This window comes from Vicinamibacterales bacterium (assembly GCA_036504215.1).
GTDB lineage: Bacteria > Acidobacteriota > Vicinamibacteria > Vicinamibacterales > Fen-181 > FEN-299.
The window spans coordinates 101,546-116,069 of the sequence record DASXVO010000081.1 but is presented as its reverse complement, the minus strand read 5'-3'; the positions used below and the strand labels follow the sequence as shown (position 1 = coordinate 116,069).

Below are 14,524 nucleotides of genomic sequence, written 5' to 3'. Positions count from 1 at the left end.
GCCCCGGCGCGCTGGAACGATGAGATTCCTATCCTCGCTCACCAATCGGATCTTCCTCGCGACGGCGCTGCTCGCGGTGATCTCGATTGGTGTCGGCGTCTATGTCGTCAGTGATCGCGTGACCCGCGATGCGGAGGCCGGGCTCCAGCGCGAACTGGAAGATGCGGCCGGTCTCGTGTCGGAGTGGCGGGCGACGCTGTCGGACAGTTTTCTCCTGGCGGCTCGACTGATTGCGGACGATCCGAAGCTGAAGGCGGCGGTCGACACCGGCGACGCGGTCACGGTGCAGCCGCTCGCGGAGGATTATCGCCGCCTCGTCAACGCCGACATCTTCATCGTCACCGACGCGGCCGGCCGCGTACTGGCCGCCTCGCGCGCGAAGCCGGCGCTCGTCGATCCGCAGCACGCCGCGGTGGTTCGAGCGGCGGCAGGACACGAGACGGTGACCTACTGGCCCGATGAGGGTGGGGTCGTCGAAGTGGCGACCGTGCCGATGATGGTGAAACCGCAGGTCATCGGCACAGTCAGCCTCGGGTTTCTCTTCGATCGGCGCCGCGCCGAGCAGTTCAAGCGGGCGACGGAAACCGAGGTCGCCTTCGCCATCGGTGGGCGAGTGGTGGCCGGCACGTTCGCCCCCGCCGCCTTTCTCGCGTTGTCCGGTCTCCTGCGGACGCCGGTCGGATCTCGCGTCACGATCGGTGGCGACGAATACGCGGGCCTCGTACGGCCTCTCGAGGTCCGGCGCATGCGGGCAGAGGCCAACCCGCCCGAGCGGGTGCGCCTCGAGAACGAGGCGCTGTCGCCCCGAATGCTGGTACTGCAATCCCGCACGCGCCGCCTCCGCTTCCTCGCCGACATCCATCGTGCGCTGGCGGCCACGGCGGTGCTTGCCGTGCTCGCCGCCGTCTTGCTGAGCTACCTCGTGGCCCGGACAATCACCCGACCGCTGGCGACGATCACGAGCGGGATGCGTGAGATTGCCGCCACGGGCGACCTGACGCGAAAGATCGATCTGCCGCCCGGCAACTGGGGCGACGAGGACGCACGCCTGCTCGCGACCACGTTCAACAGGCTGACCGACTCAATCGCGGCGTTCCAGCGCGACGCGGCGCAGAAGGAGCGGTTGTCCTCGCTCGGCCGCCTGTCCACCGTCATCGCCCATGAGATCCGCAACCCGCTCATGATCATCAAGGCCGCCGTCCGCACGCTGCGGCGGCAGACGGGCAACGAAGAGGAAGTCAGGCAGGCCGCGTCCGACATCGGTGAGGAAGTGGACCGCCTGAACCGCCTGGTGACGGAGGTCCTCGACTTCGCGCGGCCCATCCGGTTCGTCTGCGCCGAGGCCGACCTCCACGCACTGTGCGTCCAGTCGGCCGCGGCCGCGACGGCGGGGACGGACCATCCGACCGTCGCCGTCGTGCCCGCCGAGGGGCATCTCCCCGTCGTCACCGATGCCGAGCGGGTGCGCGGCGTGCTCGTGAACCTCGTGACCAACGCCCGGCAGGCGGTGCTCGCCCGCGAGGCGGCCGCCTCGCCCGATGAGAGCGGAAGACGCGAGCGTGCGGCCGGCGTCGAGATTCACGTGGATGGCGTGCCCGACGGCCGGGCGGCCATCGAGGTGCGCGACTCGGGCGTGGGAATCGCGCCGGATGTGCTGTCGCGCGTGTTCGAACCGTACTTCAGCACGCGGCGGGACGGCACTGGCCTTGGCCTGGCCATCGCCAGGCACGTGATCGAGGGCCTGGGGGGCACGATCGACATCTCGAGCCAGCCCCAGGCCGGCACCGTTGTTCGCATCGAGCTTCCGTGCGCGCCGCCGGCGCCCACCCAGATCTGACACTATGCCCACACGTGGTTCGATCCTGCTCGTCGACGACGAAGAGAAGATCCTCAAGGCGCTCGCCCGCGCCTTGCGCGACGAAGGGCACGAGGTGACCGAGATCTCCGACCCTCGCCGCGCGCAGCGCCTCCTGTCCGAGCGCTCCTTCGACCTCCTCGTCATCGACAACGTCATGCCCGGGATGACCGGCCTCGAGGTCATTCGGTCGCTGGTATCGTCCACCCAGGAGGCCGACCGTCCGCAGATCCTGTTGATGACCGCTCACGCGACGATCGAGAGCGCCATCGAGGCGATGAAACTCGGCGCGCTCGACTACCTGCAGAAACCCTTCGAGATCGATGAACTGCTCGTCACGGTCGGCCGAGCGCTGGAACTCCAGCAACTTCGCGTCCAAAACCGCTACCTGATGAGCGAACGCGACGAGGAGTTCAACAACTATGGCATCGTGGGTCGCAGCCGGGCCGTGCAGGAGGTGTTGCGGACGCTCGAACTGGTGGCCGAGACGAAGAGCACCGTCCTGATCACCGGCGAGACCGGCACGGGCAAGGAGATGGTGGCGCGGGCCATCCACTTCCGGAGCGCCCAGCGCGACAAGCCGCTCATCAAGGTGAACTGCGCGGCGATCCCGGAGTCGCTGCTCGAGTCGGAGCTGTTCGGCCACGTGCGCGGGGCGTTCACGGGCGCCACGAACAACAAGCGGGGCAAGTTCGCTTTGGCTGACGGCGGTTCGATCTTCCTCGACGAGATCGGGACGATGAGCCCTGCGCTGCAGTCGAAGCTGCTGCGCGTCCTGCAGGAGCGGGAGTTCGAGCCCCTGGGGGCCGAGCGGACGCAGCACGTCGACGTGCGCGTCATCGCGGCGACGAACCGCGATCTTCGGCAGATGGTGAGCGACGGCAAGTTCCTGGAAGACCTGTACTACCGCCTCCACGTGATTCCGCTCGAGATTCCCCCGCTGCGCGAGCGCCGCGAGGACATCCCGCTGCTCGTCGAGCACTTCGTGCGCAAGCACCAGAAGCTGACCGGCAAGCGCGTGGACCGGATCGAGGACGGCGTGATGAAGACGCTGCAGGACTACGACTGGCCGGGCAATGTCCGCGAGCTGGAGAACACGATCGAACGGGCCGTCGTCCTCTCCACCGGGCCCGTGATCACCGCGCACGCGATCTCCGCAATCGGGGCGCCGCGGACGCATTCGTCGCCCTTGCCGTCGCTCGAACTCCGCTCCAACGTCGAATGGGCCGAGCGCGAGAGCGTCCGGCGTGCGCTCGATGCCGCCCTCGGCATCAAGAAGGACGCCGCGGAGTTGATGGGGATCAGCCAGCGCGCCCTGAGCTACTACCTCGCAAAGTACCGCATCGACTGACGATTTACGCGGACCGTAAATTGACGCGACCGCTCGCGTAAACCCCACCTGTAGCACGCTCGCCGCGGCCTGTTTTCCTCAACATAAGACCGATTGCCTCCTGGCATCGCGCTTGCGATTCCATGCCGTGTGGCACCTGTTACCGGGAGAAGCTCCATGCGATACCTCGAGATCGTGGCCGGACTGACGGGCATCTTGCTCATGACGTGGTCGCTCGCCGACGGCGCGGCCGTCAATCTCTCGGCCGTTCAAGCCGGTCGTTCCGTCAAGGAGATCACCGTCGTCGCGGAGCGGTTCAAGTTCACGCCAGACCGGATCGAAGTCAATCAGGGCGATGTCGTGCGCCTCGTCGTGCACTCCGCGGACGGCACCCACGGTCTCGCCATCAAGAAGCTGAAACAGGATGTCGAGGTGCCAAAGGGAGGCAAGCCCGTGACGATCGAGTTCGTGGCCGACCTGGCCGGCACCTTCCCCATCACGTGCTCGGAGTACTGCGGGCGCGGCCACAAGCAAATGACCGCCCTGCTGGTCGTCAACCCGGCGTCGGCCGCCGGGGCCGGCTCGCGGTAGGCGCGGTCCAATCCAGATTCACGAGGAGTACTCCGTGCGACAGAAACGACTCACTCGATTCCGTGGATGGCCGGTCGCGATGTTCGCCGTGCTCGGCCTGTTCCTGGGCGCGTCGAGCGTGCAGGCCGACCCTCCGTTGCCAGCGTCGCCAGCCACGACCGCAGTGTCGGCCCTCGAACCGCCGGCCACGTCCTCGCAGTCGCCGTCGACATCGACAGGTTCTCGGGTCACCGGCGACGACGACATGTCGCCGTCGCCCCTCGAGCCAGATTTCACGACCGTGAACCTGGCGACGACGCTCAGGCTGCCGCGGTTCAAGAGCGCGTTTCGCGTGACGCACCGCTTCACTCGGTCCCTCAACCAGGGCGATTTCGGCGGCTCCGCGGGGGATCTGTTCGGACTCGACGCGGGGGCGCAGATCGGCCTCGAGTTCAGGTTTGCACCGGCCCGCGGGGCGCAGATCGGAATCTATCGCACGAGTGACAAGACGATCGACTTCTTCGGTTCCTACAGCGTGCTGCAGGCCGGCGACACCCTGCCGCTATCGCTGTCGGTCATCGGCGCTGTCGAGGGCACCAACAACTTCAAGAACGAGAAGTCGCCGTCGATTGGCGTTGTCCTCGGCACCACGATTCGGAACGTGGCGGCCGTCTACGTTCAGCCGACGTGGGTCGGCAACACCAATCCCGGGTCGCCGGGCCTGGGCGACACCGACCAGACTCTGTTCCTCGGCATCGGTGCCCGGGTGCGGTTGCGTCGCGGCACATTCGTCCTCGCCGAGGTATCGCCGCGTCTGTCGGGCTTCAAAGGCGGCGTCGCGACGCCGGCCCAGGGCGTCTTCGTCTACGCGCCCGGCAAGACACTGGCGTCGTTCGGCCTGGAGAAGCAGGTGGGTGGCCACGTTTTCCAGTTGAACGTGTCCAACGGGTTCGCCTCGACGCCGGCGAACATCGCACGCGGAGCGGCCAGCGGCCGCACCAACTGGTACCTCGGGTTCAATATCTCGCGCAAGTTCTACTGACACGGTGGTTGACTTCAGGCCGCCCTGGCGAACCCAAGGCGGCTCACCCTTGAATCGGATCAACAGCGGAGGCAGCAATGCGGATTCAGATGGTGATGCGTGCAGTGACAGCGGGTGTCGGCGTGTGCGTGGCGCTCGTGGCGATCGGGTGCAGCAGCAATTCCGGCGGCGGGACGTCGTCTCCCACGACGCCGACCAACCCGTCCCCATCGACGCCGACCGCGACGTTCAGCCAAGTCTCGAGTCAGGTCTTCACACCGGCGTGCGTGGGCTGCCACACCGACGACGGGCGGACGCCGGCCGGTGGCCTGAACCTGAAGTCGAGCGTTGCGTATGCGGGCCTCGTGAACGTCGCCAGCAGCGGCAAGCCCGGGGCGATCCGGGTGATACCTGGAGACCCGAACAACAGCTACCTGGTTCAGAAGCTCGAGGGTGCGGCCGGCATCGTCGGTCTACGGATGCCGCGAAATGGTCCGCCGTACCTGAGCGACGCCCAGGTTGCCCTGATCCGGCAGTGGATCGCGGCTGGGGCGGGGAACAACTAACAGAGTGAAAAGTGCCGGGTGCTGAGTGCCACGTGCCAAGTGCCGGGGGCAGGTGCAAGGTGCGCAGTGCCAGGTGCGAATGCGAGCGCCGAGAGTTGCGAGGAAATTGGGGTGGGTAACGGGGTTCGAACCCGCGACTTCCGGAGCCACAGCCGCGGGAAGACGTCGAAGCGGTGAGTGGTGGTCTCGGATCCACTGGTGATGTCGGGCCGCTTGCTGGGGTGACCTGGGGCGGCCCGAGGTCGTTTGTGGTGCAAGGTTTCAAGTTCGTTTCAATTCCGAGAACGCGTCGGCTGACAGCACAGTACCGGTGTGGTTCACGAGCACGGCAGCATGGTGGCTAATGCGTGTTGCCCCGTTGGGTCACGTCGCCGTCACGGATGGGGTACGGCCATCCGGGGTCAACGACGATGACATCGAACGGGCCGGTGGGTGGCGGAGGTGGCTGCGCGGCAAGACGCTCGGCCGCTTGGCGTTTGCGCAATCTCAGGAATGAGCCTGACATGTTGCCCGTGGAATCCATCTGACGCAGCAGACCGGCGTATTTCAACGGCTCGCGTTCGGCCGCTTCGACAACCGCTGTTGCCATCGCCAAGGTCTTGCCCGAGACTCCGACCGCTCTCCCAACTCGGTCACGAGTGGTGCCGATGGAATGGTCTGGCAATCTTCCAGACCTTTTCGTGCTGCCGTTCTTCGGCCGTCCACCGTGCTTCTGGCGCGCCTTGGCTTCAGCGGCTTCAAGCGGTTCAAGGGCACGGGCGATGGCGCGTTCTGCGCGGATGGCGGCGGCGGCATCCGTCAAACCGTTCACCACACGGACTGGAACCTCAGTCCAGCCGAGCGCCTTGACCGCCGCCAATCTTCTCGCGCCGGCCACCAACCGCAAATTCGCATCGCAGATAATCGGGTGCAGCAAACCGCACCGGAAAATCGATTCCGCGAGACTCGACACGTCGCCAACGTCACGGAAGCGTTTGCCCACTCGGATTGAGGTGACCTGCATCGGTCGCGCAGTGTACCAGTTTTCGGGTAAGCTCTGCCCGATGCGTTCGGCGGTAACGGTGACGCAGAACCGAACGCCGGGCCGAGCAGGAGGGAACGGCACCATGTAGGAGACCCTGAGAAAGACGGCAGTCCACCTGCCACGCGTCACCTATGGCCACGATTTCAGCCGCAAACTCTCTGCGGAAGATGTCCGCGTCCGCACCAACGCGACTTTGGACATCGCCTTGGACCTGAGCAGGAATCTTCGAACCCGCAGCAAATCGGGCGGCAGCTACATCGATGCCAAACGTCTGGCCGATGGCGCGATTCAGCGGTTGTCGAGCGTCGAGATTGACGACAAGCAGGTCTTGGAACGGCTGAACGACGTGATGGCGAACATGGAAGAAGACCCCACGTCGTGGCGGTTGCTCGTTGAACTCGTAGAGCCGCACTGGTTCGTGGTCGAACCCGAGTACCGGTCGCAGCAAGCCTATCGGTGCCTGACGTTGCGCATCGTGGAACGGATGCACGGTGCTCCACCGGACCACGAGGCAGCGGGTTAGGGCAGCAGACCGCTGACAGCGAGAGGGTACCATGTGGCGAAACCTCAAGAAGACTTCGACCATCGTCTATGCGTCCTACGACTTCACCGACGCGACCACGCTGTTCGCTGAGGACTTCATGGCTCGTCCCGGTGACCCGTTCGACATCAGCCTTGACCTGACGAAGAACCTCCGCACACGGAACAAGGACGAGGACACCTACATCGATGCTCGCGAACTGGCGGATGGCGCCATCTCAGGATTGAGGACCGTTCAGATTGACGACAAGCAGGTTATCGAGCGCATCCGGCTCAAGCTGTCCGACCTGCCCGCGCCGCCCAAGCAGTGGCGGTTGCGGGTGCAACTTGAGGGTGACCACTGGTACGCGGTACGACCCGAAGCGCCAGCGGGCACGTCCGACACGCTCTTGCTTCACGTCGCGTCGGTTCTCGACGGGCCGGTGGCCGAGCCGCCGTCGAAGACGGGCCGGGCTGTCGTCGTTCCGTTCGCGTGCGGGCATTGCCGCGAACCGCTTGAGGTGGATTGCGCCCACACACCGGGGTTCGCGCAGATGAACTTCTACCGGTTCGACTGTCCGAAATGCGGCAAGGACAACCACCAGCAACTGCCCGGTGACATCGTGGACGTTCGGGTCGCTGGCGAACAGGGAGATGACGATGACCGAGGTTGACATCAAGGCTCTGGCGCGGCTCGGGGCGAAGGCACGACTGGCGGAAATCGCGGCCGAACGTGATGCGCTTCTGAATCAGTTCGACTGGCGGTAGTCTCTGACCACCGTTTCCAATGGCCGGAACTCAGCCGGACAGTTTGTCCGCTGCTGGCGCGGCTTTAGCAACAAACGTCCGGACTACTTTCGCGATGTCGCGGCACGCGGCAGCGTCCAAGCGCGTCGTCCCGCGATGCGCTACCGCGTTCCGGAGTTCAAACAGGCTCTTCAGTGTGGGCAGGTCTATAGCCGCTTGCCACTGTGCGTCCCAATACCCGAGATGATGCCATTTGTCCAAAATCTGCCGGATGTTCAGAAAATCCGTCATCGACCGGAAGTGCTGGTTAGTCGGGAGTCTTAGATGCCTTGTCATCAGGGCCCTGATGACCGTTTCCGAGGCTATCGCCAGGCAGAGAATGCCACCGTGCAGGTCTCCGGACTTGATCCTATGTTCGCCGTCGAACATGAAGTCGAACCATACGGGTGCGACTTCTGCTTTCGCCAGTGACCGTCCGGCCCGGTTCCACTGGCGCTTGGTCACCGGATTGTCAGCGGGTAAGTTGATTACGCAAGCGGGCGTGTAGAACCGTGCCTCGGTGTGAGCATCCATGAGGTACGTTCCCCATCCGCTGTCCGCCCCCGCAACTTCTCTCTGGCCAATGCTCCCGTTGAGAGTCTTCCAGCGAAGCGTCCGCAACCACCAGTCAACTGCATCCGTCGCCACCTGCTGCGCACCAGCGACGATGTTGTCTAATCGGTGACGCGCCTTCTGGTCAAACAGAGTCGTATTGACGGACTGGAGCGCCAGCGGCGGAATCTGAACGCTCTGCGCCGCATGGACGACCACATCGACGGCACAGACCTGAATATAGAGAGGCGTCCCACGTTGCCATGCCGTACAGACGATTCGTTCGTTTTCCCACACCTCGACTTGACGAGGCTTATCCGGTGGAAGGTTCGGCAACCGAATCTCCACGGCCGTGTTCCGAACCGTCAGGCGGTGACACGCCCCGACAACATTCGGAGCGACCGCGAGCCCGTTGATTGTGAATCGAGACCAAGCCGAAGCGACCGTACGTATGCTGTTCGTACCTGCCATCGGCCGTATTCTACTCTCCCATAGTTGGCCGGACGTTTCGCAATCAACATTCATCGCAAGATTGCGCCTGTCCAGTGGGCCAGCCACTTGGGATGGTCGGTGAACCACGTCGTATCGTCTTTCCGCGTCATCGAACAAGAGTCTGGCGCGGAAAGCAGACACCTCTCGGCATCGAACTCGACGCCGAAGTAGGCCAAGGCGGGCGTCGGGAGCGTGCCTGTGACGGCCAGCGACCGAGAACGCAACGGGCGGTTTTCCTAGAAAACTGAAGCGCGTCAAGTCCATGACCAAAGTCCATAACTTTGGCAAACTTGCCAAACGCTTCATTTTGTTGCGAGGAAGTTGGGGTGGGTAACGGGGTTCGAACCCGCGACTTCCGGAGCCACAGTCCGGCGCTCTGCCACTGAGCTATACCCACCGTAACGACTGGAACCTCTGATTTTAGCACCGGCTCGCCTGGCCGGCAACGCACGAGACGTGGTCGGCGGGCGGAAAGCCCGCCACCACCGTGCAAGATCCAATGGTCGCGGGCCTCCGTGCCCGCGGCCACCAGGGTCTACAGCTTGGTCACCCCAACGCCAGGAACCGGGCCCAGGGTGACCTTCCCATCCACGACCGTCGTGCCCTTGAACGGATCGTTGCTGATGAGCAGCGCGCCGTCGAGGTCGGCCCAATCGACCATCGGCGAGAGATGCGACGCCGCGGAGATGGCGCACGAGGTTTCCGTCATGCACCCCAACATCACCTTCATCTTGAGGGCGCGCGCCAGGACGATCATCTTGTGCGCTTCCCGCATGCCGGTCGACTTCATCAGCTTGATGTTGATGCCCGAGACGGCTCCATGCAGCTTCTTGACATCCGCGAGCCGCTGGCACGACTCATCGGCGATGATCGGCAGCGGACTTCGCTCGGTCAGCCACGCGAAGTCCTCGAGCGGAGCCTCCTTGGGGAAGGGCTGCTCGACAAACAGGGTATTCCGCTCCTTCAACCAGGCGACCTCGTCGAGCGCCTTCTGGCGGTCCTTCCAGCCTTGGTTCGCATCCGCGGTCAACGGTTTGTTCGTGACCGATCGGATGGTCTCGATCATCTCGTGGTCGTTGTCCCGCCCGAGCTTCACCTTGAGCACCTTGAACTCGGCGGCCTCCTGCACCTTCTTGCGCACGACGTCGGGCGTGTCGATGCCGATGGTGAAGCTCGTAAACGGAGTCTGCGCCTGATTGAATCCCCAGATGTTGTACCAGGGCTGGTTCATCAGCCGACCGACGAGATCGTGCAGGGCGATGTCGACCGCCGCCTTGGCGGCCGAATTGCCGGGCGCAATCGCGTCGATGTCTGCGAGGATCGTCTCGAGTTCGAAGGGATTCGGGTACTTCGAGAGATTGACCTTTGCCAGGAATGCCGCGCAGCTCTCCTGTGTTTCCCCGAGATACGGTGGCATGGACGATTCGCCGTACCCGACGACACCGTTGTAGGCAATCTCGGTGAGCATGCCCGGCGTGGTGCTGCGCGAGGACAAGGCAATCGTGAAGACGTGACGAAGCTGCGCGGTGAAGGGCTTGTACGTGAGCGTCATCCTGCCGGACGCCCGCCCGCCCGCTGGTGCCGCGGCCTGGGCCTCCGCCCAGCGGGCACCGCCAGGTGCCATCACCGACGCCGCCACGAGTGCGGAAGTCTTGAAGAAGTCCCGTCGATCGGTCATCGTCGTCTCCAATGAAATCAAGAGTCAAGAGTCAGGAGTCAGGAGCCAGGAGCCAGGAGCCAGGGATCTGCAGCCCGGAGCCGCCAGCCGCGAAGCCCCGGCCCGCGGTCAGTGCCGATTGATTTCGCGCCGGCCCGTCAGCTGATCCAGCCTGAGCAGCAGCGTTCGATAGCCGTCGGGTTTGAGGAAGAGGTGCGCGCGGTGACGCCGGATCAAGTCCTGCTCCTCGATCTCGAGAGCGTGTCCCGTCAGCACGAGCACGGGCAACGCGGCAAACGCGGCGTGCAGGCGGATGAACGCCAGGACCTCCAGGCCCGTGCGGCCCCACCCCATGGGATCCGGCATCCGCACATCGAGGACGACCGCGTCCACCGGCGTGTCGTCGAGCGCGCTCAACGCGCTGTCCACGTCGCCCGCCTCGCAGACGGCGTAGTCCGCCTCTTCCAGATAGCTCCGCAGGAACGACCGCACGGTCGTCTCGTCGTCCACGATGAGCACAGTCGGCCGCCGGCCCGCGTCCGGCGAGGAATAGTAGTGGTCGGAGACTGGGGGAAGTTCCGCGTCTTCTTCAGGCTCGACGCCGAGCGGGCCATCGGACAACCAGGCGCCGGGTGATGGCGGGGCCGATTCCTCTCCCACCATCCGCCGCCACCCCCGCGCTTCCAGCGTCGATCGGAACTCGTCCGCGCGGGTCATGAGGCGCTCGGAATCCTTGAAGGTCTCCGTCAGGAACAGTTCATCGCCCCAGAGCACGCGCAGTTCGAGTCCGACGCGTGTCCGCTGGCGGAGGCAGCGCACGTCGCGGCCGTGCCCGCGAAGCGACCACAGCACAACGGTTTCTTCTTGGGAAGTCATCATCGCGCTCCAGGCTGCCCGACATTATGCACCACTGCCCCGTCCTTCATCACCATGCGCACATTTCGCGTGGCCGAGATGTCTCGCGTGGGATCGCCTGCCACGGCGACGAGGTCGGCGAGCAGGCCCGGCGCGATCCGGCCGAACTCCTCGCCCTTTCCGAGGACCTTGGCGTTCACGGCCGTGGCCGCGCGAAGCGCCTGTGCCGGCGTCATGCCGTCCCGGACCATCCACTCCAGTTCGCGGTAGTTCTCGCCGTGGGCGAACACACCGACATCGCTGCCCAGGCCGATGATGACGCCCAGCTTCAACGCGATGCGGAAGGCCTGGCTGACACGCTCCATGTCGGCCGTCGGCGGCGTCACGCCCGGCTTGTAGCCCTGGAAATACTGAGAGTAGGCCTCTTCCGTGGCGAGCGTGGGGAACCAGGCGACGCCTCGCTCCTGCATCAGCCGGAACACCTCCTCGGTGCCGCCGTAGCCGTGCTCGATCGTCTGCACGCCGGCCAGGACCGCCCGCCGCATCCCTTCGGCGGTCGTCGCGTGCGCGGCAACCGGGCGGCCGGCGCTGTGTGCCTCGTCCACCAGCACCTTCAACTCGTCGAGCGAGAACGTGGGCGCTGGCGTGCCATTGGGACCGCGACCGTAGTCCGCGTAGACCTTCACCCAGTTGGCGCCGTGCCCGACCTGATCGCGAACCGCCCGCAGAATCTCCGCGGTGCCGCTCGCTTCCTGCGCGCCCTTCGGCAGGATCAGGTCGGGCGCAAAGCCGCGCGGCCCCGGCCCGTAGCTGGACGTGGCCACGATGGCGAGCGTCGCGACGAAGAGGCGGGGCCCCGGGATGCGGCCCTCGTCTATCGCGCGTTGGACCGAGATGTCCGCGTACCCCGCGCCCTCGGTGCCGAGATCGCGCAAGGTCGTGAACCCGGCTTTCAGCGTTCGCTCGCAATGGATAGCCGCCGCGATCGTCCGGTACGCGATCGGTTCCTTGAGCACCTGGTCGTTCCAGAGCGTTTCGCTGTAGGGGTGCAGGAAGATGTGCGAGTGCGCATCGATGAGGCCCGGCAGCAGCGTGGCGCCGGGCAGATCGATGACCGTCGAGCCGGCCGGCATCTGGACGTTGGCCGCGGGCCCTGCAACAGCGATCTTCCTGCCAGTCACCAACACGACCCATCCGTCGTGCGCGGGCCCGCCGCTCCCATCGAAAACGCGCGCTGGCCTCAGCAAGACGCTGGCCGGCGCCTGCCCCTCGACAACACCAAGTGCCAGACCGCTGACGCCAACGAGCGACGCTGCAACGAGAACCGAGCGAAGGCGCATGGGACACTCCATGTTGGCAGTGTGGAACAGCCGGGATCCTACTCCAAAACCAGCGGAGGATGAAGGAGGAAGGGGGGAAGAAGAAAGGATGAAGGATGAAGGAGGAAGGATGAAGGAGGAAGGAGGAAGAGGGAAGAAGAAAGGATGAAGGATGAAGGATGAAGGAGGAAGGAGGAAGGAGGAAGGAGGAAGGATGAAGGAGGAAGGATGAAGGAGGAAGGGGAAGAGAGAATCGACAAAAACCGCTGAGAATCGATCGTTCTGACGTATCCACTTTGACAGAACTGCCCGCCGCTCGGTACAAAGCCCTGTTGCACTCTCGGCCCGCCGGTCCGGCTCGGCGCGCACTCAGCATCCTGATTCTGGCCAACGCTCATGACTCGCATCCGGCTCTCGTGCCTCGTCCTCACATCGCTCGTCGCGGCGCTCGTCGGTGGCGCAGTCGCCGGCCACGCCGCACCGGCTCCAGATGTGCTGCGCCTCGCGACGACAACCAGCACCGCCGACTCGGGCTTGCTGCAGGCGATTCTCCCCACGTTCGAGAAGATCTGCGGCTGCCGCGTGGACGTCATCGCTGTCGGCACAGGCCAGGCGCTCGAGATTGGCCGCAGAGGCGATGCCGACGTCGTGCTCGTACACGGCCGGAAGGCCGAGGAGCAGTTCGTGGCCGAGCGTCACGCCAGGGACCGCCACGACGTGATGTACAACGACTTCGTCATCGTCGGACCCGTCGACGATCCGGCGAAGATCGGGACGCTGGCGCAGGCGCGCGAGGCGTTGACGGCAATCGCTCGTGCGCAGGCGCCATTTGTCAGCCGCGGCGACAAGTCGGGCACGCACACGGCTGAACTCGGCGTCTGGGCCGGCGCGAAGATTTCACCGTCGGGCCCGTGGTACCGGTCGCTGGGACAAGGCATGGGCGAGACGCTGATGGTCGCGCGCGAGCAGAAGGCGTACACGCTCACCGATCGCGGCACCTGGCTGTCGATGCGCGACAAACTGCAGGGCCTGCGCGTGCTCGTGGGCGGCAGGACACTGGCCGAGAATCGCGACGCCAGCCTCCGCAACCCGTACGGCGTGATGGCCGTCAGCCCGGACACGCACCCTGGCGTGCAGTTCGCCCTTGCGACACAGTTCGTCGATTGGCTGTTGTCCGCCGAGACGCAGCGCGCGATCGGTGAGTTCGGAGTGAAGCGCTTCGGCCAGCCGCTCTTCTACCCGGACTCGGACGAGACGAAGACCACCCGAGACGTGACGGTCAAGGTGGGTGCGAGGTCCCGTACGTTTCCGCTAGCCGAACTGCGCACGATGCCGAAGGCGACGCTCGCGAACTACGACGTGACCGGTGTGAAGATCGGCCCGATTGCGCCGCGCACCTGGACGGGTGTGGCGCTGAAGGACCTCCTCCTGGCCGCCGACTCCGGCGTGGCGGACACCAGGCACGCCAACGACCGCATCGTCGTGACGAGCAGCGATGGATGGACGGCGACGATCTGGTGGGCGGAACTGTTTGCGTCGGTGCCGCGCGGTGCCGCGCTCTACAACGTGAAGGGCTGCAACGAATGCCATGGCGTGGAAGGCGAAGGGTCGGCGCCCGCCGGCAAGAGGCCGGCGCCTTCTCTGGCGGGTCGGACGTGGCCCGTCGAACGGATGGTCACCATCCTCAGGACCGGTCGCGAGGCGCACGGCGGGCTCAACGGGTACACGGACGCGCAACTGAGTCGCGTCGACGTCGAGGCGCTGGTCGGCTGGCTGTCGAAGCCGTCACGGTCGGCGAAGGGGGACGGCTACAAGGCACCCGTCGGTCGGGAAGTCGTGCTGCTCGCCTATGAGCGGGACGGCCGGCTCATGGGTGGACGTGAGGGGTTGCTGCAACTCGTCGTCGGTCCCGACCAGTTCGCCGGACGCTACTCGCACTGGGTGAGGACGATCGAAGTCGTCCCGCCGGGACGGTAGC

Annotated in this window: 13 protein-coding genes and 1 tRNA gene; 8 read left to right on the top strand and 6 right to left on the bottom strand. The window is 65.3% G+C overall.

Annotation, left to right across the window (positions count from 1 at the left end; genetic code table 11):
* Nucleotides 1-19 precede the first annotated feature (19 nt).
* The 5 genes from VGK32_21835 (at nucleotide 20) to VGK32_21815 (ending at nucleotide 5,342) form a co-directional block, all read left to right on the top strand.
* On the top strand, nucleotides 20-1,837 hold the full coding sequence (locus tag VGK32_21835) for an ATP-binding protein (GenBank protein ID HEY3384408.1): 1,818 nt from the start codon (nucleotides 20-22) through the stop codon (nucleotides 1,835-1,837).
* A 4-nt stretch (nucleotides 1,838-1,841) separates the two neighbouring features.
* The gene (locus VGK32_21830) at nucleotides 1,842-3,206 is read left to right on the top strand and encodes a sigma-54 dependent transcriptional regulator (GenBank protein HEY3384407.1); all 1,365 of its coding nucleotides are present in this window, start codon (nucleotides 1,842-1,844) and stop codon (nucleotides 3,204-3,206) included.
* 156 nt (nucleotides 3,207-3,362) lie between these two features.
* Nucleotides 3,363-3,776, top strand: a complete 414-nt coding sequence (locus tag VGK32_21825; protein HEY3384406.1) for a cupredoxin domain-containing protein — start codon at nucleotides 3,363-3,365, stop codon at nucleotides 3,774-3,776.
* Nucleotides 3,777-3,810: 34 nt separating this feature from the next.
* Nucleotides 3,811-4,797 carry a DUF5777 family beta-barrel protein gene (locus VGK32_21820; protein ID HEY3384405.1) on the top strand — a complete coding sequence of 329 codons (987 nt, stop codon included), beginning with the start codon at nucleotides 3,811-3,813 and terminating at the stop codon, nucleotides 4,795-4,797.
* A gap of 95 nt (nucleotides 4,798-4,892) precedes the next feature.
* Complete coding sequence (locus VGK32_21815) at nucleotides 4,893-5,342, top strand: c-type cytochrome (GenBank protein HEY3384404.1); 450 nt, start codon at nucleotides 4,893-4,895, stop codon at nucleotides 5,340-5,342.
* 340 nt (nucleotides 5,343-5,682) lie between these two features.
* Here VGK32_21815 and VGK32_21810 read toward each other — a convergent pair whose 3' ends face one another.
* Nucleotides 5,683-6,324 (bottom strand): ParB N-terminal domain-containing protein, encoded by a 642-nt coding sequence (locus tag VGK32_21810; GenBank protein HEY3384403.1) that lies wholly within the window; start codon nucleotides 6,322-6,324, stop codon nucleotides 5,683-5,685.
* A 247-nt stretch (nucleotides 6,325-6,571) separates the two neighbouring features.
* On the opposite strand from VGK32_21810, the gene VGK32_21805 reads away from it, so the two are divergent.
* Both VGK32_21805 and VGK32_21800 read left to right on the top strand, forming a co-directional pair.
* Complete coding sequence (locus VGK32_21805; protein ID HEY3384402.1) at nucleotides 6,572-6,889, top strand: hypothetical protein; 318 nt, start codon at nucleotides 6,572-6,574, stop codon at nucleotides 6,887-6,889.
* Nucleotides 6,890-6,920: 31 nt separating this feature from the next.
* Complete coding sequence (locus VGK32_21800) at nucleotides 6,921-7,559, top strand: hypothetical protein (protein HEY3384401.1); 639 nt, start codon at nucleotides 6,921-6,923, stop codon at nucleotides 7,557-7,559.
* 124 nt (nucleotides 7,560-7,683) lie between these two features.
* Here the strand turns inward: VGK32_21800 and VGK32_21795 are convergent, their stop codons facing one another.
* The 5 genes from VGK32_21795 to VGK32_21775 form a co-directional block, all read right to left on the bottom strand.
* On the bottom strand, nucleotides 7,684-8,559 hold the full coding sequence (locus VGK32_21795; protein ID HEY3384400.1) for a hypothetical protein: 876 nt from the start codon (nucleotides 8,557-8,559) through the stop codon (nucleotides 7,684-7,686).
* A gap of 478 nt (nucleotides 8,560-9,037) precedes the next feature.
* Nucleotides 9,038-9,112, bottom strand: a tRNA-His gene (locus VGK32_21790).
* Nucleotides 9,113-9,250: 138 nt separating this feature from the next.
* Entirely contained in the window at nucleotides 9,251-10,393 is a 1,143-nt protein-coding gene (locus tag VGK32_21785; GenBank protein HEY3384399.1) for a dipeptide epimerase, read from the bottom strand.
* Nucleotides 10,394-10,501: 108 nt separating this feature from the next.
* Nucleotides 10,502-11,248, bottom strand: a complete 747-nt coding sequence (locus tag VGK32_21780; protein ID HEY3384398.1) for a response regulator — start codon at nucleotides 11,246-11,248, stop codon at nucleotides 10,502-10,504.
* Nucleotides 11,248-12,567, bottom strand: a complete 1,320-nt coding sequence (locus tag VGK32_21775) for an amidohydrolase family protein (GenBank protein HEY3384397.1) — start codon at nucleotides 12,565-12,567, stop codon at nucleotides 11,248-11,250. Before VGK32_21775 ends, VGK32_21780 begins: the two co-directional genes overlap by 1 nt.
* A 375-nt stretch (nucleotides 12,568-12,942) precedes the next feature.
* Here VGK32_21775 and VGK32_21770 point away from each other — a divergent pair, with 375 nt between their 5' ends.
* Nucleotides 12,943-14,523 carry a substrate-binding domain-containing protein gene (locus VGK32_21770; protein HEY3384396.1) on the top strand — a complete coding sequence of 527 codons (1,581 nt, stop codon included), beginning with the start codon at nucleotides 12,943-12,945 and terminating at the stop codon, nucleotides 14,521-14,523.
* The last annotated feature ends 1 nt before the right edge of the window (nucleotide 14,524 follow it).